Source organism: Bradyrhizobium sp. BRP20 (genome assembly GCF_020194215.1).
GTDB lineage: Bacteria > Pseudomonadota > Alphaproteobacteria > Rhizobiales > Xanthobacteraceae > Bradyrhizobium > Bradyrhizobium yuanmingense.
Genome location: NZ_JADYVY010000009.1, coordinates 46,320 through 69,277 on the forward strand (window position 1 = coordinate 46,320; position 22,958 = coordinate 69,277).

The following is a 22,958-nucleotide window of genomic DNA, read 5'->3' on the forward strand; positions in this document are numbered from 1 at the left end:
CGGCGGATGTCGCATCCGGTCATCCGCCCCGCCCGCGCGGCCGAGTACGACGAGATCGGGCGCGTCTGGATGGAGAGCTGGGTCTCGACCGGGCTCGCCGAAGCCAGCGACTTCCTGCTGGCGAACCTGCGGGCGCGCATCCGGCGCGAGATCGAGAACGGCTGGAGCCTGTTCGTCGCCGACGATCGCGGCACGATCGCCGCGATGCTGGCGCTGCACCTGCCGAAGCTCTATCTCGACATGCTGTTCGTCGCGCCCGCCTATCAGGGGCAATCGCTCGGCCGGAAGCTGCTCGCTTTCACGCGCACGCAAATGCCCGACGAGATGTATCTGCGCTGCGTCCGCGAGAACGAAAAGGCCTGGCGCTGGTACGAGCGCGAAGGCTTTGTGCTCGAGAGGGAAGAGATCGAGCCGTCGAACGGGTTCGTGATGAAGTGTTATCGGTGGAAGCGGCCATGGCGAGGCGGCGGGTAGGACGAGGGGGTCTTCACCTTGCGGTTGCCATCGCCGCGCACTAGTAGATGTCTCTCGTCGACGAGAATATACTGGAAGCCGCAACCCGCATCAGCCGTCCCATGTTTCGCATCTGCTTGACTACGATCTTTCTGTTCGGGCTCATCGCAGGCGCGGCGGCCCAATCCGCTCCATTACCGGCTCGGCCAGCCAAGAGCGCCACGCCGAAAGCCGCCCCGAGCTCCAAACAGCCTGCCGCTGCGGATGCAGGACCGTGCGGGATTGGCCTTATTTCCATCGTCGGCAACCGGTTCGGTGTTCAGCAGGTTGGCTTCACCATGTTTGGCAACGAGTACGCGCCCGTCGCGATCGATGGCTGGGGACTTGATGACATCGTCATGTCGCGGGTTCGCGCGGCCGCAGCCGGCAAATCTGTCAAGCGCCTCGCTTATTCACCGAGCGCCTGGGCGCAGGCTGGCGGATCCGGATCGCCGATGCTGAGACGAAACCAGGAGCGGCAGGAATTCGTTCAGCAGAGCGCGGCAGGCACCAAATGTCAGCTCTATGTCCTGGTCGAGAGATTTCAGAACGGCTTCAGCAACACGAATCAATCCGTCGAAGGATTTGGCATCGTGAAGTGGGGCAATCCCATCAAGCGACGCACGTTCCTGTTCGCGCTGACCTATATCACCGTGTACGACGGACAGTCGTTCGAGGTCGTCAAGAAGGGCGCGGCGTCAACGGATGCCGAACCCATGATGTCACGCTTGATCGGGATCAACCCGATCAGCGGCCCCAACAAGGAATTGGATGAGACGGCCTTTCCGGCGTCTGCCAACGAGGTGGCGGGCAACCAAGCGCTGCGCGATGGTGTCCGCACGCTGCTGACGACGAGTCTCGACAAAACGCTACCTCAGCTGCTCCAGCAATAAAGGTTCCCGCCATGATCAAGCTCTATTGGTCGCCCCGCTCGCGCTCGTTCACGACGCTCTGGCTGATGGAGGAGAGCGGCCTGCCCTATGAGCGCGTGCTGACCGACATCTCGACCGGCGCGCAGAAGGCGCCGGACTATCTGAAGATCAACCCGATGGGCAAGGTGCCGGCGCTGATCGACGGCGATGCGGCGCTTGGCGAAGCCGCCGCGATCTGCGCTTACATCGCCGATCGTTATCCCGAGACCAGGCTCGCGCCCGCCGTGACCGACCCGCGCCGCGCGCGCTATCTGCAATGGCTGTTCTTTTCGCCGGGCTGCATCGAGCCGGCCATCATCCAGATCTTCACCAAGATCGAGATCCCGACCTCGACGGCGGCCTGGGGCAGCGCCACGCAGGTGTTCGACGTGCTGGAAGCCGCGCTCGAAAAAGGTCCGTGGATTCTCGGCGAGGAATTTTCCGCCGCCGACGTCGTGATCGGCTCGGGCCTGAACTTCGCGGTGCGCCTGTTCAAGATGGTGCCGTCGCGCCCCGCGTTCGATGCCTATCTCGCGCGCTGCACGGCGCGGCCGGCCTTCCAGCGCGCGGAGAAGATCGCGGCGGGTTAAGCAAGCTCTCGTAGGGTAGGCAAAGCGAAGTAGCTGCAGTAGCCCGGATGGAGCGCAGCGCAATCCGGGACAATCGCATCCGCGGATGAGCCTGTCCCGGATTTCGCTGCGCTCCATCCAGGCTACGAAGCTATTCCGATGACTTCAGATCATCCGGCCGCGGCATCAGGATGACGTTGTAGCCGGAATCCACATAATGGACTTCGCCGGTCACCCCGCCGGAGAGATCCGACAACAGATATAGCGCCGAGCCGCCGAGCTCGTCGAGCGTGACGCCGCGGCGGAGCGGCGCGTGCTTCTGCATGAAGCCGAACATGGCCCGCGCCTCGCCGATGCCGGAGCCGGCGAGGGTGCGGATGGGGCCTGCGGAAATCGCGTTGACGCGGATGCCGCGCGGTCCGAAATCGGCGGCGAGATAGCGCACGGAGGCCTCCAGCGCCGCCTTGGCCACGCCCATGACGTTGTAGTTCGGCATCGCGCGCTCCGAGGCGCCGAAGGTCAGCGTGATCATGCTGCCGCCTTCCGTCATCAGCTCGGCGGCGCGCTTTGCGACTTCCGTAAACGAGAAGCAGGAGATCACCATGGTGCGCGAGAAATTCTCGCGGCTGGTGTCGGCATAGCGGCCCTTCAGCTCGTTCTTGTCGGCAAAGCCGATCGCGTGGATCACGAAGTCGAGCTTGCCCCACTTTTCGCGGAGCACCGCGAAGGTGGCATCGACGCTTGCGATGTCCTCGACGTCGCAAGGCAGCACCAGATCGACGCCGAGCTGCTCCGCCAGCGGCTTGACGCGCTTGCCGAGCGCCTCGCCCTGGAAGGTGAAGGCAAGCTCGGCGCCATGGGCATGAAGCGTCCGCGCCATGCCCCAGGCGATGGAGTGATCATTGGCGATGCCCATGATCAGACCGCGCTTGCCTTTCATCAAAGCTTCCATTGCCGCCATCGCTCCTATTTTCGACGTCATCGCCCGCGCAGGCGGGCGATCCAGTATTCCAGAGACCGTCGTGATAAATAGAGAAGCCGCGGCGTACTGGATGCCCCGCCCCCCGTGCGCAATTGCGCACTAGGCGGGGCATGACAAAGTCAGAGATCACGCATCCAGCCGGCTGAACACCAGCGTGGCGTTGGTGCCGCCGAAGCCGAAGGAGTTCGACAGCACGGTGCCGATCTTGGCGTTGTCGATGCGCTTGCGCACGATCGGCATGTCGGCGAACACGGGGTCGAGCTCCTGGATGTGCGCGCTCTCGCAGATGAAGCCGTTGTTCATCATCAGCAGCGAATAGATCGCTTCCTGCACGCCGGTGGCGCCGAGCGAGTGGCCCGTCAGCGCCTTGGTCGCCGAGATCGGCGGGCACTTCTCGCCGACGCCGAACACTTTGCGGATCGCCTCGATCTCCGGCGGGTCGCCGGCCGGCGTCGAGGTCGCGTGCGGGTTGATGTAGTCGACCTTGGTCTTCACCGTCGACATCGCCATGCGCATGCAGCGCTCGGCGCCTTCGCCCGACGGCGCCACCATGTCGTGGCCATCAGAGGTCGCGCCATAGCCGACCACCTCGCCATAGATGCGCGCGCCGCGCGCCTTGGCATGCTCGAGCTCCTCCAGCACCAACACGCCGGCGCCGCCGGCGATGACGAAGCCGTCGCGATTGAGATCGTAGGGACGCGAGGCCGTGGCCGGCGTGTCGTTGTACTTCGAGGACATCGCGCCCATGGCGTCGAACAGCACCGACAGTGACCAGTCCAGCTCCTCGCAGCCGCCGGCGAAGATGACGTCCTGCTTGCCGATCTGGATGGTCTCATAGGCATTGCCGACGCAATGGTTCGAGGTCGCGCAGGCCGATGAGATCGAATAGTTCACGCCCTTGATCTTGAACCAGGTCGCGAGCGTCGCGGATGCCGTGGAGGACATCGCCTTCGGCACCGCAAACGGGCCGACGCGCTTCGGTCCCTTGGAGCGGGTGATGTCGGCGGCTTCGACGATGGTGCGCGCCGAGGGGCCGCCGGAGCCCATGATGATGCCGGTGCGGATGTTGGAGACTTCGTCGGGCGACAGGCCGGAATCCTGGATCGCCTGCTCCATGGCGATGTGATTCCACGCCGCGCCCTGGCCGAGGAAGCGCATCGCGCGGCGGTCGACCACCGTCGACGGATCGAGCGACGGCTCGCCTTGCACCTGCGAACGGAAGCCCAGCTCGGCATATTTCTCAGCCCGCGAAATGCCCGACTTCGCCTCGTGAAGGCTCGCAAGCACTTCCTGGGTGTTGTTTCCGATCGACGAGACGATGCCCATCCCGGTGACCACAACCCGCCTCATGACAGCCTCGCCTCAATCGTTGTCTTCTTAGTGATGCGCTCAGCCCAGGCTCGTGCCCTGCTTGAACAGGCCGACCTTCAGATCCTTGGCGCGATAGATAATCTGGTCATCGACCGAAAGCCACCCGTCGGCGATGCCGAGCACGAGCTTCGAACGCATCACGCGCTTGATATCGACGTTGTACACAACCTTGCGGGCGTCGGTCAGCACCTGGCCGCCGAACTTCAGCTCGCTCAGGCCAAGCGCCCGGCCGCGGCCTTCCCCCCCGCTCCAGCCGAGGTAGAAGCCGACCATCTGCCACAGCGCATCGAGTCCGAGGCAGCCGGGCATGACCGGATCGTTCTTGAAATGGCAGCCGAAGAACCAGAGGTCGGGCTTCACGTCGAGCTCGGCGCGCACCAGACCCTTGCCGAACTCACCGCCATTGTCGTTGATGTCGGTGATGCGGTCGAACATCAGCATCGGCGGCAGCGGCAGCTGGGCGTTGCCTGGGCCGAACATCTCGCCGCGGGCACAGGCCAGCAGATCTTCATAGTCGTAACCGTTGCGCCTGTTCAGCATTCACGAGCCTCTGTTCAAATCCCGATTGAGCGGCGTTCCTGGCGAAAATGGGCCCGTCTCGATCGGACCGCCAATCGCCACCGCCGGCCGCGACTTGCGCAAGCTTCGCATGGATTGCCAACCGGGCCTCCATGCCCGGCTGCGCCAAAATCGGCTAAGCGGAACCGCGCGCTCTCTAACACAGGCCATTTCGGGTAGCAAAGCGCAGAGATGAAGGTAAAATGACGGGCTCCCCCAACCGGTTCCGAGCCTAATTAGAACGTCTCTAGTTGCGAGAAACTTGCATCTGCATCTTTCTCTTCTTATGTTACAGGGAGATATTGTTCACGCGTGCCCGAAATCTTGGAAATGAACGAGAATACCGCGTCCCAACACGACGACGACCATGCCGCGGCCCTCCTGTCCGGCCGCCAGCCGGCCCTGACCGGGTGTCCCTGGCACGACGTCAACGAAATGCTGCAGTCCGCGGGGTTGCGGCCGACGCGCCAGCGCATGGCGCTGGGCTGGCTGCTGTTCGGCAAGGGCGCACGCCACCTCACGGCTGAAATGCTCTACGAGGAAGCCACCCTCGCCAAGGTCCCGGTGTCGCTGGCGACCGTCTACAACACGCTGAACCAGCTCACCGATGCCGGCCTGCTGCGCCAGGTCAGCGTCGACGGCACCAAGACCTATTTCGACACCAACGTCACCACCCACCACCACTATTATCTCGAGAACAGCCACGAGCTGGTCGACATCGAGGATCCGCATCTGGCGCTGTCCAAGATGCCGGAGGTGCCCGAGGGCTACGAGATCTCCCGCATCGACATGGTCGTGCGCCTGCGCAAGAAGCGCTGAGCTAATCCTGCATCACTGATTTGGTCGTCATGGCCGGGCATAGCCGTCCAAAGGGACGGCGTCGCTTGCGCTCGCCTATGTCCCGGCCATCCACGTTTTGGGACTAGTCAGAAGAGCGTGGATGCCCGGGACAAGCCCGGGCATGACGTTGGGGCGGCAGATTGCTCCGCCGCCCGACGGCGTCAGTTGACCTGCTCGTCCGAATAGACGCCCCAGAGGCGCTCCTGCTGGATCCAGCCGTCGAAGCCATTGCCGATGACGCGGCACCAGCCTGCGGCGCATTTCTTGACCTGGGTGACGACGCCGGCCTGGAGCTTGGCCGCAACCGCGCTGTCGGGATCGGGCCGGTCATAGATCGGAGCCAGATCGTCCTTGTGCTTCATGGTGACGACCGCGGTGCGGCGGCCCGACAGCAGCGAATGATAGACCCAGCCCTCGGCGCCTTCGGAATCGCGCACCCGGCGCCAGTTCTCGAACTCGGCGGTAATTTCGACCGGCAGGCCGGCACGGGTGTAGACCCAGGCGACGTCATTGTCCTTGGTCGGGCCGGCGCGGACGTTCACGTGATCCGATTTGAGGCTGACATAGCGCGGCACCGGCAAGCCGCTGGTGGTCTGCGGGGTATTGTCCTTCGCCGCATGCGAGGGCCCGACCGAGGCGCTCAACCAGGTGCAAACGAGCGCCATCACCCAACAAAAACGCCCCAACGCCATCAACCCGTCTCCTTCGAAGACCCGGCACACCGGGCCCTCACCCCAAATTCCAAACCCTGCCGCGCCTGCCCCTTCTCCCCGCCCCACGCGGGTTCCAAGCCTTGAGCCGTGGTTCTTGTCTTGGCCCGGCCTTCTGCTAGAGAGAACGGGCACTTGAGCAACCAATTGGCCCCGATTTTCCGGCCGGAAATGTCGGGTGAGCTTGGAGGAAACGCCGGGGACGGACACGGCAAGGGCAGTGTCGAACAACCGGGTTAATGAGGCCTCAACGACCGGCCTTTGGCGACAGAGGCGGCCTGCGATGTCTCATGAGAGCAGGACATGTCGGTGAAGAAAAAGCCCCTCGTCGTGGTGACGCGCAAGCTGCCGGATTCGATCGAGACGCGGATGCGCGAGCTGTTCGACGCGCGGATCAATCTCGACGACACGCCGATGTCGCCCGAGCAGATCGCGGAAGCCGCCCGCACCGCCGACGTGCTGGTTCCGACCGTGACCGATCACATCAGCGCCGAGGTCGTCAACCAGCCCGACTGCAAGCTCCGCCTGATCGCCAATTTCGGCAATGGCGTCGACAATATCGACGTCGCAGCCGCCCATGCCCGCGGCATCACCGTCACCAACACGCCGAAGGTGCTGACCGAAGACACCGCCGACATGACCATGGCGCTGATCCTCGCGGTGCCCAGGCGCATGATCGAAGGCGCCTCGATCCTGACCGAAGGCAAGCCCTGGGCCGGCTGGTCGCCGACCTGGATGCTCGGTCACCGCATCGGAGGCAAACGCCTCGGCATCATCGGCATGGGCCGCATCGGCCAGGCGGTGGCGCGCCGCGCCCGCGCCTTCGGGCTGCAGATCCACTATCACAATCGCCGTCCTGTCGCCCCCGTGATCGCCGAGGAGTTAGGGGCGACCTATTGGGAAAGCCTCGACCAGATGCTGGCGCGGATGGACATCATCTCGGTGAACTGTCCGCACACGCCGGCGACCTATCACCTGCTCTCGGCGCGGCGGCTGAAGCTGATCCGGAAAGACGCCTATATCGTCAACACCGCGCGCGGCGAGGTCACCGACGAGGACACGCTGATCAAGCTGATCGAAGGCGGCGAGATCGGCGGCGCCGGCCTCGACGTCTACGAGCACGAGCCCGCGGTCAATCCGAAGCTGGTGCGGCTCGCCAGAGCCGGCAAGGTGACGCTGCTGCCGCATATGGGCTCGGCCACGATCGAAGGCCGCGTCGAGATGGGCGAGAAGGTGATCATCAACATCCGCACCTTCCTCGACGCCCACAAGCCGCCGGACCGCGTGCTGCCGAGCATGCTTTGAGGTTTACTTCCCGCGCCCTTCGCGCTTGCGCCAATCCGCAACGAAATCGATGAACGCGCGCAGCGCTGGCGGCGTCTGGCGCCGGCTCGGATAATACAGGAACGGGCCTGGAAACGGCTCGCACCATTCTTCCATCAGGCTGATCAGATCGCCCGACTTCACGGCATCGCCAACATAGCCGTCGAGCGTGGCCCAGATGCCGACGCCGTCGAGCGCGGCGCGCATCGCAAGATTCATATTGGTCGAGATCAGCTTCGCCGGCGGATCGACCTTCACCACCTGCCCGGCTCTCTCGAATTCCAGATCGTGCATGACGCCGCTCGAATAGCGTGCGCGGATGCAATCATGGTCGAGCAGGTCCTTCGGATGCTTCGGCCTGCCGCGCCGCGCGATGTAACCGGGCGAAGCGACCACGACGTAGCTCTGTGGGCCGCTCAGCGGGATCGCCACCATGTCCTGCGCGAGATGCTCGCCATAGCGCACGCCGGCGTCATAGCCCCCGCTCACGATGTCGACGAAGCCGCTTTCGCTGACGATGTCGAGATCGACCTGCGGATGGGCACTCAGGAACGGCCCGGCCAGCGGCGCCAGCACCAGATCGACCGCGGGCGGCGGCGCATTGATGCGCAGGCGGCCCGAGGCGACCCCGCGCAGGCCCCGGACCTGCTCCAGGGCATCGCCGACATCGCGTAGCGCCGGTGCGACGCGCGACAACAGCAGCTCACCCGCCTCGGTCAGCGCGACGCTGCGGGTCGTGCGGTTCATCAGGCGGACGCCGAGACGTTCCTCCAGGTCCCGCAGCCGCTGGCTAAGGCTCGATACGGACACGCGAATTTCGACCGCCGCGCGCCGGAAATTCCGGGTGCGGGCAACTGCCACGAAGACATCGAGATCGCGCAAATCGGGCTCGGCCATTGTTCGTCAATGTGAACAAGGCGTTCTGGATTGTCCAGCTTATCAGCGCAATCGCTCTGGCTCATATCTGGCCTCGTGACGCGGCGCAGCCGCCTTTTCGAGGATGATCATCATGGAACAGCGCAAACTCGGTTCAACCGGCCCGACCGTCTCCACATTCGGCCTCGGCTGCATGGGCATGTCGGAGGTCTACGGCGCCGCCGATCGCGGCGAGGCCATCGCCACGGTGCACGCGGCGCTCGACGGCGGCATCACCCTGCTCGACACCGGCGATTTCTACGCCATGGGGCACAACGAGATGCTGTTGCGGGACGCGCTGAAGGACGTGCCGCGCGACAAAGTGCAGCTCAGCGTCAAGTACGGCGCGCTGCGCGGCCCCGCCGGTGAATTCGCGGGAATGGACACGAGGCCGGCGGCGACAAAGAACTTCCTCGCCTATTCGCTGCAGCGCCTCGGCACCGACTATGTCGACATCTACCGTCCCGCGCGTCTCGATCCCAATGTGCCGATCGAGGAGACCATCGGCGGTCTCGCCGATCTCGTGAAGGCCGGTTATGTCAGGCATATCGGCCTGTCCGAGGTCGGCTCCGACACCATCCGCCGCGCGCATGCGGTGCATCCGATCGCCGATCTCCAGATCGAATATTCGCTGATCGAGCGCGGCATCGAACGCGATATCCTGAAGACCTGCCGCGAGCTCGGCATTGGCATCACCGCTTACGGCGTGCTCGCGCGCGGCCTGATCAGCGGTCACTGGTCGAAGGACTCAGGCAGGGCCGGCCGTGACTACCGGCTGATGACGCCGCGCTTCCAGGGTGCGAACCTCGATACCAATCTCGCGCTGGTGGAGCAGCTGCGCGCAATCGCGAACGAGATCGGCGCAACGCCGGCACAGGTTGCGATCGCCTGGGTCGCTGCACAGAACAACGCGATCGTGCCGCTGGTTGGCGCCCGCACCCGCAACCGCCTCAGCGAAGCGCTTGGCACAACGAAGGTGACGCTGACGCCGGTGCATGTCGCGGCGCTGGCCAAGGCGTTTCCACCCAATATCGCGGCCGGCACGCGCTACCCGGCCGAGCATATGGCGCATCTCGACAGCGAGAAGCCGGCGACGGCGTAACCGCGGCGATCAGGTGCGATGGACGCTGAGATCCTCGAACACGGGCCCGTCGCCGTTGAGCGGATTGGCGGGATCGCGTGAATAGCGCAGCGTCTCGAAGCGCATCGCGCGCGCATCGATCATCAGGAGGCGGCCGACGAGGCCGTCGCCGAAGCCGACGATCTCGCGGATGGCCTCCAGCGCCATCATCGAGCCGAGCACGCCCGCGAGCGCGCCCATGACGCCGGCCTCTGCACAGGCCGGCACCGTGCCGGGCGGCGGCGCTTCCGGAAACAGGCAGCGGTAGGTCGGATTGAACTCGCCCTGCTCGTTCGTCTCATGCGCGCGGATGGTGGTCAGCGAGCCGTCGAAGGTGCCGAGCGCCGCTGATATCAGCGGCCGCTTGGCGAAGAAGCAGGCATCGGAAACGAGATAGCGCGTCGAGAAATTGTCGGAGCCGTCGAGCACCAGGTCGTAATCGCCGATCAGGCCGAGCGCGTTATCCGCGTTGAGCCAGGTGGCGTGACCGATGAAGCGGACATGTGGGTTGAGCGCCGCGATCCGCTCGGCGGCACTCTCGACCTTGTGCCGCCCGATATCGGGCGTCGTATGGATCACCTGACGCTGCAGGTTGGACAGCGACACCACGTCGTCGTCGACCACGCCGAGCGTGCCAACGCCGGCGGCGGCCAGATACATCAGCGCGGGCGCGCCGAGCCCGCCGGCGCCGATCACCAGCACCGAGGCCCGCTTCAGCGCCGCCTGGCCGGGGCCGCCGACGTCGCGCAACACGATGTGGCGGGCATAGCGTTCGAGTTCGTCCGGGCTCAGCATCGTCGTACGCCTCTCCTACCAAGCCGCCGCTCTCAACCCTCATGGTGAGGAGGCGCAAAGCGCCGTCTCGAACCATGCAGGTCCCGATTTCGCCGCGGCCATCCTTCGAGACGCGGCCTCGAGGCCGCTCCTCAGGATGAGGATCTCAGCTCGCGGCCTCTACGCCACTGAACCACCGCAACATTGTTCGCGACCAACGAGATGTGCTTCAATCGCATGCTTTTCAATGTTTTGGCGTTCAACGGGCTGGCTGGATTTGTCATGAGATCGATGCTTGCGGCAACACTGATGTTGGCGGCTGCCACGGGCGCGCACGCCCAGATGACGACGCCCCAAGTGCCAGGCGCCACCCCGAAAACGGTCCAGACCGTTCCGGTCAAGCCCCCTGCGATGCAGACGCCGTCCGCGACGGCCGATGGCATGGCCAAAGCCGAGCGGCTGGCGCTCCAGTCCGACCTCGCCTGGGTCGGACAATATAACGGCGCCATCACCGGCGACGTCAGCGAGCGCATGGTCAACGCCATCAAGGAGTACCAGAAGGCCAAGGGCGGCAAGCCGACCGGCGTGCTCAATCCGCAGGAGCGCACCGCGCTCACTGAGGCGGCACGCAAGAAGCAGGAGAGCGTCGGCTGGAAGATCGTGACGGAGCCGACCAGCGGCGCCCGGCTCGGCATTCCCGGCAAGCTGGTGCCGCAGCAGGCAAGCGACGCCAACGGCTCGAAATGGACCTCGCCGACAGGGACGGTGCAGGTGGTTCTCAGCCGCCGCAAGGAAGTGAGCCCGACCTCGGCCAAGCTCGCCGATCTCGAGAAGGAGCCGTCCGGCCGCAAGGTCGATTACACCGTGGTGAAGCCGGATTTCTTCGTGCTGTCGGGCTTGCAGGGCCAGAAGAAGTTCTACGTCCGCGGCACCTTCAAGGGTGACGAGGTCCGCACCATGACGATCCTCTACGACCAGGCGACAGAGAATACGGTCGAGCCGGTCGTGATCGCGATGTCGAGCGCGTTCAACGCGTTTCCGTCGGGACCGCTGGCCGGGCCGCCGCCGCGCAAGACCGTTGAATACGGCACCGGCATCGTCGTCAGCGAGGACGGCGCGATCGTCACCGACCGCCTCGTCACCGACGGCTGCCTTGCGATCACGATCGCCGGCCATGGCAGCGCCGACCGTCTCGCCGAGGACAAGGAGCACGATCTCGCGCTGCTGCGCATCTACGGCGCGCGCGACCTGAGGCCGCTCAGCCTCGCCGGAGGGGCCGCGAAGACCAATGTCGATGTCGTCGGCATCGCCGATCCGCAAAGCCAGGGCGGCGCCGCCGCCGTGTCGAACCTCAAGGCCGCGTTGACGCCGGCGATGAGCAGCAATTCCGCGCTCTCGCCGCCGCCAGCGGTCGGCTTCTCCGGCAGCCCAGCCGTCGACGGCGACGGCAAGTTCGCCGGCATCGCGCTGCTGAAGCCGGCGGTGGTCGCGGGACCCGCGACGTCGGTGCCGGCATCACAGGCGATGATGGTCTCTGCCGAGGCGGTGCGCGGGTTTCTCAAGGCGAAGGGCGTCAGCCCGAATGGCACGTCGACCGACGCCAAAGCCGCCGTCGTGCGCGTGATCTGCGTGCGCAAGTAGGTCTCGTGCCCCTGGACGCGTTGCAGCGCTTGCGCTGCCGCGCAGAGCCGGGGCACGGCCGTGCGGGCCATCTTACGTACGACTACGGAGCCGGTAATGGTACGGATTCGCTGGTATTCGCGATTCCGCCATCATCGTTACCGTTGATTCGGACCTCCGCGATCCCCTTTGGATCGGGCCGGCACGTCCTGAGCGAGAAGCGCTCAGCATCCAGAAGCGATGCACGTTCGCGTGGCGTATCCCTGACCCAGCACTCCAAAGGATTGACCTTCAATGCACACGATCGTACTGGCCACCCAAAAGGGCGGCAGCGGCAAGAGCACGCTCGCCGTCGGCCTCGCCTTGGCCGCCAAGCAGGCCGGCTTCACCGTCCGCCTGATCGAGACCGACCCGCAGGGCACCCTCTCCAACTGGCAGCGCCGCCGCTTGACCGACGATCTCGTCGTCGAGCCGATCTATCACGCCGCCGATATCGCGCCGCGTCTCAAGATGCTCGCCGACAGCGGCCTCCAGCTCGCGATCGTCGACACCGCCGCCGGCCTCAGCGCCGCCACCACCGCCGCGATCCGCCATTCCGACCTCTGCCTGATCCCGGCCCGTCCCAGCGTCGCCGACATCGAAGCGACCGTCTCGACGCTGAGTGTCGCCCGCGCCTGGAAGCGGCCTTACAGCTTCGTGCTGAACCAGACGCCGATCCGCGGTCAGCGCATCGACAACGCCGCGACCGCGCTCGCCGAGGAGGCCGCGCTCGATCTTGCTGATGTGCTCGCGCGGCCGCTGATCGTGATGCGCAACGATCACCAGGACGCGCTTGCGAGCGGCCTTGCCGTGAGTGAATTCGCGCCGAACGGCAAATCGGCGGACGAGATCCGCGGCCTCTGGCGCTGGATCGAGACCCGGCTCGAGCTCGAAGCCACCACCAATGTCCTGATCGACCAGGTCATCTCGGCTGCGCACGGCATGCTGCAGATCGTTGCGGAACAGGCGGCGGACGAGACCACGGCACTGGCGTCCTGAGCGGGGCGATCGCTCGGACGACAGTCGGGCTCTTCGCCATCCGGTGAACGGGCCCAAGCGACGAAGCAGTTCGGCCACCAGCCCGGCCGGATTGCTTCGCCTCGTGCGTTGTAGCGAGGGCTCCCGTAGCCTGGATGAAGCGAAGCGCAATCCAGGAAGGTCTCTCCGCGGAGAGGCCGGCCCCGGATTACGCTGCGCTCCATCCGGGCTACGACGCTGCGGCAATCCCGAGGGTCACTTTTGACATTTCGGGCACCAGAAGGTCGAACGACCGTTCTGCACGAACCGCTTGATCGTGCCGCCGCAGCGCGGCGTCGTGCATTTTTCGCCTTCGCGGTCATAGACCCTGAACGAATGCTGGAAATAGCCGAGCTCGCCCGAGGTCTGGCGATGGTCGCGCAAGCTGGAGCCGCCGGCCTTGATGGCATCGTTCAGCACGGTGTGGATCGCGCCGACCAAGCGCTGCGCATGGTCCGTCGGCTCGCCCTTCCTGGTGGATAGCGTCGCAGCAATGCGGCGCGGCGACAGATGCGAGCGGTGCAGCGCCTCGCAGACATAGATGTTGCCGAGCCCGGCCACCACGCGCTGGTCGAGCAGCGCGGCCTTCAGGCTCGTGGTCTTGCCTTGGCAGGAGCGCGCCAGCATCGCGGCGTCGAATTCGTTGCCGAGCGGCTCGGGGCCGAGCCCGCGCAGCAGCGGCTCGTCTTCGAGCGCGCCACGCGCAATAACTTTCATGTATCCGAAGCGGCGCGGATCGTTGAAGACGATGTCGGCGCCTGAGGACATCCGAAACAGCACGTGATCGTGCGCGGAATCCTTGGCCTTCGGATAATGAAACTCGCCTGGCTGAGCCTCGTTGTCCGGCTTGATGACGCGGAACGAGCCCGACATGCCCAGATGCATCAAGAGCACGTCGCCGGAGGCGAGATCGGCCATGAGATATTTTGCACGGCGCCCGAGGCCCGTGACGACTTGCCCCTTGAGCCGGGCCACGAAGTCGGGCTGGAACGGAAAGCGCAAATCTGGCCGGCGGGCCTCCGCATCGAGGATTTTCGCGCCCTCCATCACGGGCTGAAGGCCGCGGCGGACGGTCTCGACTTCGGGCAATTCAGGCATGGTCGGGCATTCACCTTATGAAGGCGGTGTGATAGCGCCATTGCGGCGGGCGGGCTATGGTCCGCCGAGTGGAGTAGAGTAATGGATCGGCCGGGCGAAACCACGCATTTTGGCTTCAGGGACGTTCCCCTCGGGGACAAGCAGACGCTGGTGAACGATGTGTTTCGCAGCGTGGCGTCGCGCTATGACCTGATGAACGATTTGATGTCCGGTGGCCTGCACCGGGTCTGGAAGGACATCATGATCACCGCGCTGGATCCGCCGAGGGGCGACCGGCCGTTCGCGCTGCTTGACGTCGCCGGCGGCACCGGCGACATCTCGTTCCGTGCCGCCAAGGCCGCCGGCCCCGGCTTCCACGCCACGGTGTGCGACATCAATGCGGACATGCTGGCCGTGGGGCGCGAACGCGCCGCCAAGCGTCATCTGGACACCCAGGTCGATTTCGTCGAAGGCAATGCCGAATCGCTCGGCTTCGCCGACCGCAGCTTCGATGCCTATACGATCGCTTTCGGCATCCGCAACGTGCCCCGGATCGACCTTGCGCTGCGCGAGGCCTATCGCGTGCTGAGACCCGGCAGCCGCTTCCTGTGCCTGGAATTCTCCACTGTCGAGATGCCCGGCCTCGACAAGCTCTATGATCTGTTCTCGTTCAAGGTGATCCCGCCGCTCGGGCGCATGGTCACGGGCGACGCCGAATCGTACCAGTATCTCGTCGAGTCCATCCGCAAATTTCCAAAGCCGGCCGCCTTCGCCGACATGATCCGCGAGGCCGGCTTTACCCGCGTCAGCTGGCAGACACTCTCCGGCGGCATCGTCGCACTGCATTCGGGCTGGCGTTTGTGATCTCTGCCGTCACCCACATTGCGCGCCTGATCCGCGCCGCGTTCGTCTTTGCGCACGAAGGCGTGTTCGGCGCGGTCGATCCGAGCCTGGTGCCGCCGCCGGGACAGCTCGCGCTGAAGCTGGCGCGCATCATCGAGCGCCGTGGCGCCAAGCAGGGACCGCGGATCTCGCGCGCGCTGACGCGGATGGGCCCGGCCTATCTCAAGCTCGGCCAGTTCCTGGCCACGCGCCCCGACGTGGTCGGCGTCATCATGGCGCGCGACCTCGAAAGCCTGCAGGACCGCCTGCCGCCGTTTCCGCAGCAGGAAGCCGAGGCCACGATCGCGACCTCGCTGGAACGGCCGCTGACGGACATCTTCGTGAGCTTCGGCCCGCCGGTCGCGGCGGCCTCGATCGCGCAAGTGCATCGCGGCGAGGTGGTGCGCGACGGCATCCGCAAGTCCGTCGCGATCAAGGTTCTGAGACCCAACGTCGCCGCGCGCTTCCGCCGCGATCTCTCCGATTTCTTCTACGTCGCGCACAAGGCTGAGGCTTATTCGGCCGAGGCGCGGCGCCTGCGCCTGATCGAGGTCATCAACACCATGTCGCGCTCGGTCGCGATGGAGATGGACCTACGGTTAGAGGCTGCCGCCTTGTCGGAGATGGCGGAGAACACGCGCGACGATCCCGATTTTCGCGTGCCCGCCGTCGACTGGGACCGCACCACGCACAACGTGCTGACGATGGAATGGATCGACGGCATCGCGCTGAACGATCACAAGCGCCTCGCCGAGGCGCGGGTCGACCTGCCCGATCTCGGCCGCAAGGTGATCCAGAGCTTCCTGCGCCACGCGCTGCGCGACGGCTTCTTCCACGCCGACATGCATCCGGGCAATCTGTTCCTGGATGACGCCGGCCGCCTCGTCGCGGTCGATTTCGGCATCATGGGCCGGCTCGGCATGAAGGAGCGGCGCTTCCTCGCCGAGATCCTGCTCGGCTTCATCACCCGCGATTATCGCCGCGTGGCCGAGGTGCATTTCGAGGCCGGCTATGTGCCCGCGCATCATTCGGTCGAGAATTTTGCCCAAGCCATCCGCGCCATCGGCGAGCCGATCCACAACCGCACGGCGGAAGAGATCTCGATGGCGCGGCTGCTCACGCTGCTGCTCGAGGTCACCGGCCTGTTCGACATGACGACGCGGCCCGAGCTGATCCTGCTGCAGAAGACCATGGTGGTGGTCGAGGGCGTGGCGCGCGGCTTCGATCCCAAGCTCGACATCTGGCGGATCGCCGACCCCGTGGTGCGCGAATGGATCGAGCGCAACCTCGGACCGATCGGCCGCATCGAGGGCGCGCTCACAGGGACCGGGGACATCGCGCGGGTCTTGATGCGCCTGCCGGAGATCGCCGAGCGGTCGGTGAAGGTGCTCGAGCAGCTCGAGACCATGACGCGGGAGGGCATCAGGCTGTCGCCGGAGAGCATCGCGGCGATGGGACGCAGCGAGGGCCGCAAGAACCGCTGGCGCACCGTGGCGCTCTGGATCATTGCCGCGACCTTCATCGGGATTCTGATCGCCGTCCGGAATCTGTGATTGCATTGCAATCACTGGAGTGATAGCATCGCTATCATTCCGTGCCGGAGGGCGTCATGGCAAGCCTGACCATCCGCAAGCTCGACGATGCCGTCAAAACCTATCTGCGGCTGCGCTCGGCCAAGAACCACAGGTCGGTCGAGGAGGAGGTCCGGGTCATCCTGCGGGAGCTGATCGAGGGCCGCGAGGAGCCGCTGACGCCGTTTGCGGTGCCCTCCGCCGCCCCGACGCCGCAGCGCAGCGGCGCCGTTCCCGAGGTCAGCGTCACCCTGATCATCGGCGGCGGGATCGCGGCCTATAAGTCGCTCGACCTGATCCGCAGGCTGAAGGAGCGCCGCATCGAGGTCCGCTGCGTGCTGACCAAGGCGGCGCAGCAATTCGTGACGCCGCTGGCCGCGAGCGCCCTGTCGCATGAGCGCGTCTATACCGACCTGTTCGACCCGCAGAGCGAGTTCGATGCCGGCCATATACGCATCGCGCGCGACTGCGACCTGATCGTGGTGGCGCCGGCCACGGCCGACCTGATGGCGAAGATGGCGAACGGCCATGCCGACGACCTCGCCAGCGCCATCCTGCTCGCGACCAACCGCAAGGTGCTGCTGGCGCCGGCGATGAATCCGCTGATGTGGAGCAACGCGGCGACGCGCCGCAACGTCGCCCAGCTCCAGCGCGACGGCGTTGTGCTGATCGGCCCGAACGCGGGCGAGATGGCCGAAGCCGGCGAAGCCGGAACGGGCCGCATGTCGGAAGCCATCGAGATCGCCAATGCCGCCGAGCGCCTGCTGCGGCCGCCGACGCCGAAGCCGCTCGCCGGCAAGCGCGTGCTGATCACCGCCGGTCCCACCCACGAGGCGATCGATCCCGTGCGCTACATCGCCAACCGCTCCTCCGGCAAGCAGGGCTTTGCCATTGCCGCCGCTGCGCAGGCCGCGGGCGCCGAGGTTACTCTGGTGAGCGGTCCGGTCGACCTCGACGATCCCCCGGGCGTGACGGTGAAGCATGTCGAATCGGCGCGGCAGATGCTGGAGCAGGTCAAGGCCGCGCTTCCCACCGACGTCGCGATCTTCGCCGCCGCGGTCGCCGACTGGCGCGTCGCCAATGAAGGCGAGCAGAAGCTGAAGAAGACCGCAGCCGGCATGCCGCCGCTGCAATTGGTCGAGAACCCCGACATCCTCGCCACCATCTCCAAGCTCGCCGAGCAGCGCCCGAGGCTCGTGATCGGCTTTGCCGCCGAGACCGAGCACCTAATCGACAACGCCAAAGCAAAATTCGCGCGCAAGGGCTGCGACTGGATCGTCGCCAACGACGTCTCGCCCGCCACCGGCGTGATGGGCGGCGACCGCAACACGGTCCACCTGCTCAGCCGCAAGACCGGTGCGCCGGACGGCGAGATTGCAGTTGATTCCTGGCCGGCGATGACCAAGGAACAGGTCGCGATCGAACTGGTCGCGCAGATCGCGAAGAGCGTGACCGGCAAATCCCTGGAGTCCGCATCTTGAGCACGAAGGTGACCGTCGAGCTGCAACGCCTCGCCCACGCTGAGGGCCTGCCGCTGCCGGCCTATCAGACCAGCGAGGCCGCCGGCCTCGATCTGATGGCCGCGGTGCCGGACAACGAGCCCATGACGCTCGCACCAGGCCAATACGCGCTGGTGCCGACGGGCCTTGCCATCGCCTTGCCGCCCGGACACGAGGCGCAGGTGCGGCCGCGTTCGGGGCTGGCGGCCAAGCACGGCGTCACCGTGCTGAATTCGCCGGGCACGATCGATGCGGACTACCGCGGCGAGATCAAGGTGATCCTGATCAATCACGGCACCGCGCCGTTCGTGATCAAGCGCGGCGAGCGCATCGCCCAGCTGGTGATCGCGCCGGTGCTGCAGGCCGCGCTGGTTCCCGTCGTCACATTGTCGGCGACCGACCGCGGCGCCGGCGGTTTTGGCTCGACCGGGCGCTAACCCAAGACAACTCCAGCCGAATCATCCGCAGAACCACGCGCCTTGGAACCGCGCGGCCCGCATTTTTTTGGGGCCGCCTTTGCGTTCACGATCTGGACTCTTACCGGCGGAGTCGCGGTGAGGGTATTGTCTTTTGATTCGCGCGCGACGGGGGTCGCCGCGCGCAGATTCGTGCGGTCTTGAATTTCCGCGTCTTGGGGCAACTATGTCAGGCGTGATCGTGTCGATGCGTCGGACGCTGTTGTCGTGCACATCGCTGGCGCGCAACGGCTTGGTGGGAGGCGCTCTCGCAGCGCTGCTGCCGGCTGCGCCGGCCAAGGCCGCCGACCTCATCGACACCCTCGCCCTCGTGATGGATCTCAACCGGCAGGAACTCGCGGTGCTCGCCACCGCGCTGGCCCTGCTCGGCTTCTCGGTGATGGCCGCGATCCTGTTGATGCGGACGCGGGTGCGCACGGCGAAGAACGAGGCGCGGCTGCGCGCGCGGATCGGGGAACTTCAGCTCCAGGCCGACCGCTTCGGCGCACTGTTGTTCGCCGAGCCGCAGATCCTGATCTCATGGCCGGCGGGCGACAACCGCGCGCAGATTTCCGGCGATATCGCGCTGGTGCTGCCGCGCGATTCCTCGCCGCAGCGCGTGCTGGCGTTCGGAACCTGGCTGCCGCCGGAACCGGCGCTGCTGATGGACCATGCGGTCGATGCGCTGCGCGAGCGCGGCGACGGATTCCAGCTGACGTTGACCACCGCGCACGGCCATATGCTGGAAGCGATCGGGCGCGCCATCGGCGGCCAGGCCATCGTCCGCATTCGCGAGCTCTCGGGCCTCCGCCGCGATCTGGCCGAGACCAATCTGCGCTACAAGGCGCTCTCCGACGAGACCGAGATGCTTCGCGGCTTTGCCGCGGCCGCACCGTGGCCGATCTGGGCGAAGGGCGAGAACGGCGCGCTGACCTACGCCAACCCGGCCTATGTGCGCGCCACCGAAGCGACCAGCGCCATCGATGCCCAGGAGCGCAAGCTCGAGCTGCTCGACAGCGACGACCGCAATGCGATGGAGCGGAGGCTGAAGGAAGCCGCCAATTTCACCTCGCGGCTGCCGATCGTGGTCGGCGGCGAACGGCGCATCTACGATGTGCGCGCCGTCAATGTCGGCAGCGGCAGCGTCGGCGTCGCCATCGATGCCAGCGAGGCGGATGCGCTGAGCTCGGCGCTGGTGCGCATGGCGGAGGCGCACCGCCGCACGCTCGACCAGCTCTCCTCCGGCGTTGCCGTGTTCGACGGCCAGCGGCGCCTTGCCTTCTACAACGATTCCTATCGCCGGCTGTGGGATCTCGATCGCAACTTCCTCGACGCTCATCCCGACGATTCCAGCGTGCTCGACCAGCTCCGCGCCGCGCGCAAATTACCGGAGCAGCCGGATTTCCGCGCCTGGAAGGCCAAGCTGCACGAGGCCTATCGCGCGGTCGAGACCGCCAAGGACACCTGGTTCCTGCCTGACGGCCGCGCGCTCTCGGTCGTCACCACGCCGAATCCCGAGGGCGGCGTCACCTATCTGTTCGACGACGTCACTGAAAGCCTCGACCTCGCCCGCCGCTTCGACGGCCTGATCCGCGTCCAGCGCGAGACGCTGGACAGCCTCGCCGAGGGGGTCGCGGTGTTCGGCAGCAACGGCAAGGCGCAGCTGTTCAATCCGGCCTTCGTGCGGATGTGGAAGCTGTCGAGCGATGCCATGCGCGACGAGCCGCATATCCAGACCGTCGAAGGCTGGTGCCATCAGCTGTTCGACGATCCGCAAGTCTGGCGCCAGATCCGCGAGGCCATCACCGCGATCGAGAACCGCGCCGACCTGCCGCTGAAGCTGGAGCGCAAGGACGGCAGCGTGCTCGACGGCATGATCCGGCCGCTGCCGGACGGCGCCACCATGCTGACCTTCCAGGACATCACCGACACCGAGAATGTCGAGCGCGCGCTGCGCGAGCGCAACGAGGCGCTGGAGGCGGCCGACCAGATGAAGGTGGATTTCGTCCACCACGTCTCCTACGAGCTGCGCTCGCCGCTCACCACTATCATCGGCTTTGCGCATTTCCTCAGCGATCCCTCGACCGGACCGCTGACGCCGAAGCAGGCCGAATATCTCGACTACGTCACCAAATCGACCAACGCTCTGCTCGCGCTCACCAACAACATCCTGGATCTCGCCACCATCGACGCCGGCGCGATGAAGCTGGAACTCGGGCAGGTCGACGTCAGCAAGGCCATCGAGCTTGCCGCCGAGGGCATCCAGGACCGGCTCGCCACCGACCGCATCCGCCTCAAGGTCGAGATCGCGCCCGACGTCGGCAGCTTCGTCGGCGACGAGAAGCGCGTGGTGCAGGTGCTCTATAACCTCCTCGCCAACGCCGTCGGGTTTTCTCCACAGGATTCCACCGTCGGCATCAGCGCGCGGCGCACCGAACGCAGCGTGGTCTTCACCGTGACAGATTCGGGCCCTGGAATACCTGCCGACATGAAAGACAAGGTGTTCAACTGGTTCGAAAGCCGCTCGCAGGGCTCGCGTCACCGCGGCGCCGGGCTCGGCCTGTCGCTGGTGCGCTCCTTCGTCGAGCTGCATGGCGGCAAGGTGCGGGTGGATTCGATCGTCGGCCGCGGCACGGTCGTGATCTGCGATTTCCCGACCGACCAGGCGGCGCATCGCGACGCCGCCGAATGACGGAAACAACCACATTCTCCGTCGCGCTTCACAACGAGACGGCCACGGCGCAGCTCATGGCCGACCTCGCGCTGCTGCTTGGCCCCGGGGACGTCATCACCCTCACCGGCGATCTCGGCGCCGGCAAGACCGCGGCGGCGCGCAGCCTGATCCGCTATCTCGCCGCCGACGACGCGCTGGAGGTGCCGAGCCCGACCTTCACGCTGGTGCAGGGCTACGAGCTGCCGCCCTTCCCGGTGCTGCATGCCGATCTCTACCGCGTCGAGGACGAGAGCGAGCTCGAGGAGATCGGGCTGTCGCCGCTGCCCGATGCCACGCTGGTGCTGATCGAATGGCCGGAGCGCGCTCCGTCGGCGATGCCCGAGGACCGCATCGACATCGCGCTGACGCACCGGCCGGCGCTGGGCTCCAATGCGCGTGCCGCCGACATCACAGGCCATGGCAAGGCCGCCGCCATCGTTGCGCGGCTGCAGGCGCTGCGCGAATTCCTCGACGCATCCGGCTATATCGATGCGACGCGCAAGCGCATGCCGGGCGACGCCTCGACGCGCTCCTATGCGCGGCTCGTGCGCGATGAGGACATCGTCATCCTCATGAATTTCCCGCAGCGGCCCGATGGCGCGGCGCTCTACGACGGAAAATCCTACAGCGCCGCGGTGCATCTGGCCGAGAACGTAAAACCCTTCGTCGCCATCGACGAAGGCCTCCGGGCGCAGGGGATCTCCGCGCCTGCGATCCATCATTTCGATCTCGACCAGGGCTTTCTGATCTCCGAGGATTTCGGCAGCGAGGGCGTGATCGAGGGCGATCCGCCGCGGCCGATTCTCGAGCGCTACGAAGCCGCCACCGACGTGCTGGCGATGCTGCACGGCAAGACGCTACCGGAGACGCTGCCGCTGGACGGGCAGACCTACGCGATCCCCGTCTTCGACGTCGAGGCGCTGCTGATCGAGATCGGGTTGATGCCGGAATGGTATTTGCCCGATCGCAACGCGCCGCTGAGCGATGAGGCGCGCGCGGAATTTTTTGCGATGTGGCGCGAATTGCTGAAGAGGCCGCTGGCGGCGCCGCGGACGTGGATCATCCGCGATTATCACTCGCCCAATCTGATCTGGCTCGGCGAGCGCAGCGGCATCGAGCGCGTCGGCGTGATCGATTTCCAGGACGCCGTGCTGGGGCCGCAATCCTACGACGTGGTGTCGCTGCTCCAGGACGCCCGCATCGACGTACCCGAGACCATCGAGCTGACGCTGCTGTCGCGCTACATCAAGGCGCGGCGGGCGCAGGACACGAGCTTCGACGCCGCCGGCTTCGCCGAGCTCTACGCGATCATGTCGGCGCAGCGGAACACGCGCCTGCTCGGCACCTTCGCCCGGCTCAACCGACGCGATGGCAAGCCGCATTACCTGCGCCATCAGCCGCGGATCTGGACCTATCTCCAGCGCTCGCTGGCGCATCCCGCGCTCGCCCATCTGCGCGACTGGTATCTCGCCAACGTCCCGCCGCCGGGCTGATTCAGGACCGATTTACCGGCCGTTAGC

General features: G+C 66.0%; 21 protein-coding genes. 14 read left to right on the forward strand and 7 right to left on the reverse strand.

Going from position 1 to position 22,958, the window contains the following annotated elements; genetic code table 11:
* Window positions 1–6 precede the first annotated feature (6 nt).
* The 3 genes from I6F33_RS21500 to I6F33_RS21510 are packed head-to-tail and all read left to right on the forward strand — an operon-like array spanning window position 7 to window position 1,993.
* A complete protein-coding gene (locus I6F33_RS21500; RefSeq protein ID WP_225144091.1) occupies window positions 7–474 on the forward strand; it encodes a GNAT family N-acetyltransferase in 468 nt (155 codons plus the stop codon).
* Window positions 475–521: 47 nt separating this feature from the next.
* Window positions 522–1,385, forward strand: coding sequence for a hypothetical protein (locus I6F33_RS21505; protein WP_225144092.1), 864 nt, complete (start codon window positions 522–524; stop codon window positions 1,383–1,385).
* 11 nt (window positions 1,386–1,396) lie between these two features.
* Window positions 1,397–1,993 carry a glutathione S-transferase family protein gene (locus tag I6F33_RS21510; RefSeq protein ID WP_057027867.1) on the forward strand — a complete coding sequence of 199 codons (597 nt, stop codon included), beginning with the start codon at window positions 1,397–1,399 and terminating at the stop codon, window positions 1,991–1,993.
* Window positions 1,994–2,123: 130 nt separating this feature from the next.
* Here the strand turns inward: I6F33_RS21510 and fabI are convergent, their stop codons facing one another.
* The 3 genes from fabI to fabA form a co-directional block, all read right to left on the reverse strand.
* Window positions 2,124–2,924: an enoyl-ACP reductase FabI gene (gene fabI / locus I6F33_RS21515; protein ID WP_225144093.1), complete on the reverse strand. Its 801-nt coding sequence runs from the start codon at window positions 2,922–2,924 to the stop codon at window positions 2,124–2,126.
* Window positions 2,925–3,080: 156 nt separating this feature from the next.
* Window positions 3,081–4,304: a beta-ketoacyl-ACP synthase I gene (gene fabB, locus I6F33_RS21520; protein ID WP_036024480.1), complete on the reverse strand. Its 1,224-nt coding sequence runs from the start codon at window positions 4,302–4,304 to the stop codon at window positions 3,081–3,083.
* A gap of 39 nt (window positions 4,305–4,343) precedes the next feature.
* Window positions 4,344–4,865, reverse strand: coding sequence for a bifunctional 3-hydroxydecanoyl-ACP dehydratase/trans-2-decenoyl-ACP isomerase (gene fabA / locus I6F33_RS21525; protein ID WP_036009034.1), 522 nt, complete (start codon window positions 4,863–4,865; stop codon window positions 4,344–4,346).
* 348 nt (window positions 4,866–5,213) lie between these two features.
* On the opposite strand from fabA, the gene irrA reads away from it, so the two are divergent.
* A complete protein-coding gene (irrA, locus tag I6F33_RS21530; protein ID WP_036009037.1) occupies window positions 5,214–5,702 on the forward strand; it encodes an iron response transcriptional regulator IrrA in 489 nt (162 codons plus the stop codon).
* Window positions 5,703–5,884: 182 nt separating this feature from the next.
* On the opposite strand, the gene I6F33_RS21535 is transcribed toward irrA, so the two are convergent.
* Window positions 5,885–6,415, reverse strand: coding sequence for an SH3 domain-containing protein (locus I6F33_RS21535; RefSeq protein ID WP_036009040.1), 531 nt, complete (start codon window positions 6,413–6,415; stop codon window positions 5,885–5,887).
* A 321-nt stretch (window positions 6,416–6,736) separates the two neighbouring features.
* Here I6F33_RS21535 and I6F33_RS21540 point away from each other — a divergent pair, with 321 nt between their 5' ends.
* The gene (locus tag I6F33_RS21540) at window positions 6,737–7,738 is read left to right on the forward strand and encodes a D-glycerate dehydrogenase (RefSeq protein ID WP_036009043.1); all 1,002 of its coding nucleotides are present in this window, start codon (window positions 6,737–6,739) and stop codon (window positions 7,736–7,738) included.
* A 3-nt stretch (window positions 7,739–7,741) separates the two neighbouring features.
* Here the strand turns inward: I6F33_RS21540 and I6F33_RS21545 are convergent, their stop codons facing one another.
* Window positions 7,742–8,653, reverse strand: a complete 912-nt coding sequence (locus tag I6F33_RS21545) for a LysR family transcriptional regulator (RefSeq protein ID WP_036040912.1) — start codon at window positions 8,651–8,653, stop codon at window positions 7,742–7,744.
* A 112-nt stretch (window positions 8,654–8,765) separates the two neighbouring features.
* Here I6F33_RS21545 and I6F33_RS21550 point away from each other — a divergent pair, with 112 nt between their 5' ends.
* Window positions 8,766–9,773 (forward strand): aldo/keto reductase, encoded by a 1,008-nt coding sequence (locus I6F33_RS21550; RefSeq protein WP_225144094.1) that lies wholly within the window; start codon window positions 8,766–8,768, stop codon window positions 9,771–9,773.
* Between the two features lie 9 nt (window positions 9,774–9,782).
* Here I6F33_RS21550 and I6F33_RS21555 read toward each other — a convergent pair whose 3' ends face one another.
* Window positions 9,783–10,586, reverse strand: coding sequence for a molybdopterin-synthase adenylyltransferase MoeB (locus I6F33_RS21555; RefSeq protein ID WP_225144095.1), 804 nt, complete (start codon window positions 10,584–10,586; stop codon window positions 9,783–9,785).
* A gap of 261 nt (window positions 10,587–10,847) precedes the next feature.
* Between I6F33_RS21555 and I6F33_RS21560 the strand changes: the two genes are divergently transcribed.
* Together I6F33_RS21560 and I6F33_RS21565 are read left to right on the forward strand one after the other, a co-directional pair.
* Window positions 10,848–12,206 (forward strand): serine protease, encoded by a 1,359-nt coding sequence (locus tag I6F33_RS21560; RefSeq protein ID WP_057027886.1) that lies wholly within the window; start codon window positions 10,848–10,850, stop codon window positions 12,204–12,206.
* A gap of 273 nt (window positions 12,207–12,479) precedes the next feature.
* The gene (locus tag I6F33_RS21565) at window positions 12,480–13,223 is read left to right on the forward strand and encodes a ParA family protein (RefSeq protein ID WP_225144096.1); all 744 of its coding nucleotides are present in this window, start codon (window positions 12,480–12,482) and stop codon (window positions 13,221–13,223) included.
* Window positions 13,224–13,457: 234 nt separating this feature from the next.
* Here I6F33_RS21565 and mutM read toward each other — a convergent pair whose 3' ends face one another.
* Window positions 13,458–14,339, reverse strand: a complete 882-nt coding sequence (gene mutM / locus I6F33_RS21570) for a bifunctional DNA-formamidopyrimidine glycosylase/DNA-(apurinic or apyrimidinic site) lyase (protein WP_225128061.1) — start codon at window positions 14,337–14,339, stop codon at window positions 13,458–13,460.
* Window positions 14,340–14,420: 81 nt separating this feature from the next.
* On the opposite strand from mutM, the gene ubiE reads away from it, so the two are divergent.
* The 6 genes from ubiE (at window position 14,421) to tsaE (ending at window position 22,931) form a co-directional block, all read left to right on the forward strand.
* Complete coding sequence (gene ubiE / locus I6F33_RS21575) at window positions 14,421–15,182, forward strand: bifunctional demethylmenaquinone methyltransferase/2-methoxy-6-polyprenyl-1,4-benzoquinol methylase UbiE (RefSeq protein WP_225144097.1); 762 nt, start codon at window positions 14,421–14,423, stop codon at window positions 15,180–15,182.
* Window positions 15,179–16,753 (forward strand): 2-polyprenylphenol 6-hydroxylase, encoded by a 1,575-nt coding sequence (gene ubiB, locus I6F33_RS21580; protein WP_225142412.1) that lies wholly within the window; start codon window positions 15,179–15,181, stop codon window positions 16,751–16,753. Before ubiE ends, ubiB begins: the two co-directional genes overlap by 4 nt.
* A 56-nt stretch (window positions 16,754–16,809) precedes the next feature.
* Entirely contained in the window at window positions 16,810–18,252 is a 1,443-nt protein-coding gene (gene coaBC, locus I6F33_RS21585) for a bifunctional phosphopantothenoylcysteine decarboxylase/phosphopantothenate--cysteine ligase CoaBC (protein WP_225144098.1), read from the forward strand.
* Complete coding sequence (gene dut, locus I6F33_RS21590; RefSeq protein ID WP_225135235.1) at window positions 18,249–18,707, forward strand: dUTP diphosphatase; 459 nt, start codon at window positions 18,249–18,251, stop codon at window positions 18,705–18,707. Before coaBC ends, dut begins: the two co-directional genes overlap by 4 nt.
* Window positions 18,708–18,912: 205 nt before the next feature.
* On the forward strand, window positions 18,913–21,417 hold the full coding sequence (locus I6F33_RS21595; protein WP_225144099.1) for a PAS domain-containing sensor histidine kinase: 2,505 nt from the start codon (window positions 18,913–18,915) through the stop codon (window positions 21,415–21,417).
* Window positions 21,414–22,931, forward strand: coding sequence for a tRNA (adenosine(37)-N6)-threonylcarbamoyltransferase complex ATPase subunit type 1 TsaE (tsaE, locus tag I6F33_RS21600; protein ID WP_225144100.1), 1,518 nt, complete (start codon window positions 21,414–21,416; stop codon window positions 22,929–22,931). Before I6F33_RS21595 ends, tsaE begins: the two co-directional genes overlap by 4 nt.
* The last annotated feature ends 27 nt before the right edge of the window (window positions 22,932–22,958 follow it).

Coding starts and splice junctions, on each gene's coding strand:
- I6F33_RS21500 (WP_225144091.1), top strand. CDS start 7: ATGTCGCATCCGGTCATCCGCCCCGCCCGCGCGGCCGAGTACGACGAG.
- I6F33_RS21505 (WP_225144092.1), top strand. CDS start 522: ATGTCTCTCGTCGACGAGAATATACTGGAAGCCGCAACCCGCATCAGC.
- I6F33_RS21510 (WP_057027867.1), top strand. CDS start 1,397: ATGATCAAGCTCTATTGGTCGCCCCGCTCGCGCTCGTTCACGACGCTC.
- fabI (WP_225144093.1), bottom strand. CDS start 2,924: ATGGAAGCTTTGATGAAAGGCAAGCGCGGTCTGATCATGGGCATCGCC.
- fabB (WP_036024480.1), bottom strand. CDS start 4,304: ATGAGGCGGGTTGTGGTCACCGGGATGGGCATCGTCTCGTCGATCGGA.
- fabA (WP_036009034.1), bottom strand. CDS start 4,865: ATGCTGAACAGGCGCAACGGTTACGACTATGAAGATCTGCTGGCCTGT.
- irrA (WP_036009037.1), top strand. CDS start 5,214: ATGAACGAGAATACCGCGTCCCAACACGACGACGACCATGCCGCGGCC.
- I6F33_RS21535 (WP_036009040.1), bottom strand. CDS start 6,415: ATGGCGTTGGGGCGTTTTTGTTGGGTGATGGCGCTCGTTTGCACCTGG.
- I6F33_RS21540 (WP_036009043.1), top strand. CDS start 6,737: ATGTCGGTGAAGAAAAAGCCCCTCGTCGTGGTGACGCGCAAGCTGCCG.
- I6F33_RS21545 (WP_036040912.1), bottom strand. CDS start 8,653: ATGGCCGAGCCCGATTTGCGCGATCTCGATGTCTTCGTGGCAGTTGCC.
- I6F33_RS21550 (WP_225144094.1), top strand. CDS start 8,766: ATGGAACAGCGCAAACTCGGTTCAACCGGCCCGACCGTCTCCACATTC.
- I6F33_RS21555 (WP_225144095.1), bottom strand. CDS start 10,586: ATGCTGAGCCCGGACGAACTCGAACGCTATGCCCGCCACATCGTGTTG.
- I6F33_RS21560 (WP_057027886.1), top strand. CDS start 10,848: ATGAGATCGATGCTTGCGGCAACACTGATGTTGGCGGCTGCCACGGGC.
- I6F33_RS21565 (WP_225144096.1), top strand. CDS start 12,480: ATGCACACGATCGTACTGGCCACCCAAAAGGGCGGCAGCGGCAAGAGC.
- mutM (WP_225128061.1), bottom strand. CDS start 14,339: ATGCCTGAATTGCCCGAAGTCGAGACCGTCCGCCGCGGCCTTCAGCCC.
- ubiE (WP_225144097.1), top strand. CDS start 14,421: ATGGATCGGCCGGGCGAAACCACGCATTTTGGCTTCAGGGACGTTCCC.
- coaBC (WP_225144098.1), top strand. CDS start 16,810: ATGGCAAGCCTGACCATCCGCAAGCTCGACGATGCCGTCAAAACCTAT.
- I6F33_RS21595 (WP_225144099.1), top strand. CDS start 18,913: ATGTCAGGCGTGATCGTGTCGATGCGTCGGACGCTGTTGTCGTGCACA.
- tsaE (WP_225144100.1), top strand. CDS start 21,414: ATGACGGAAACAACCACATTCTCCGTCGCGCTTCACAACGAGACGGCC.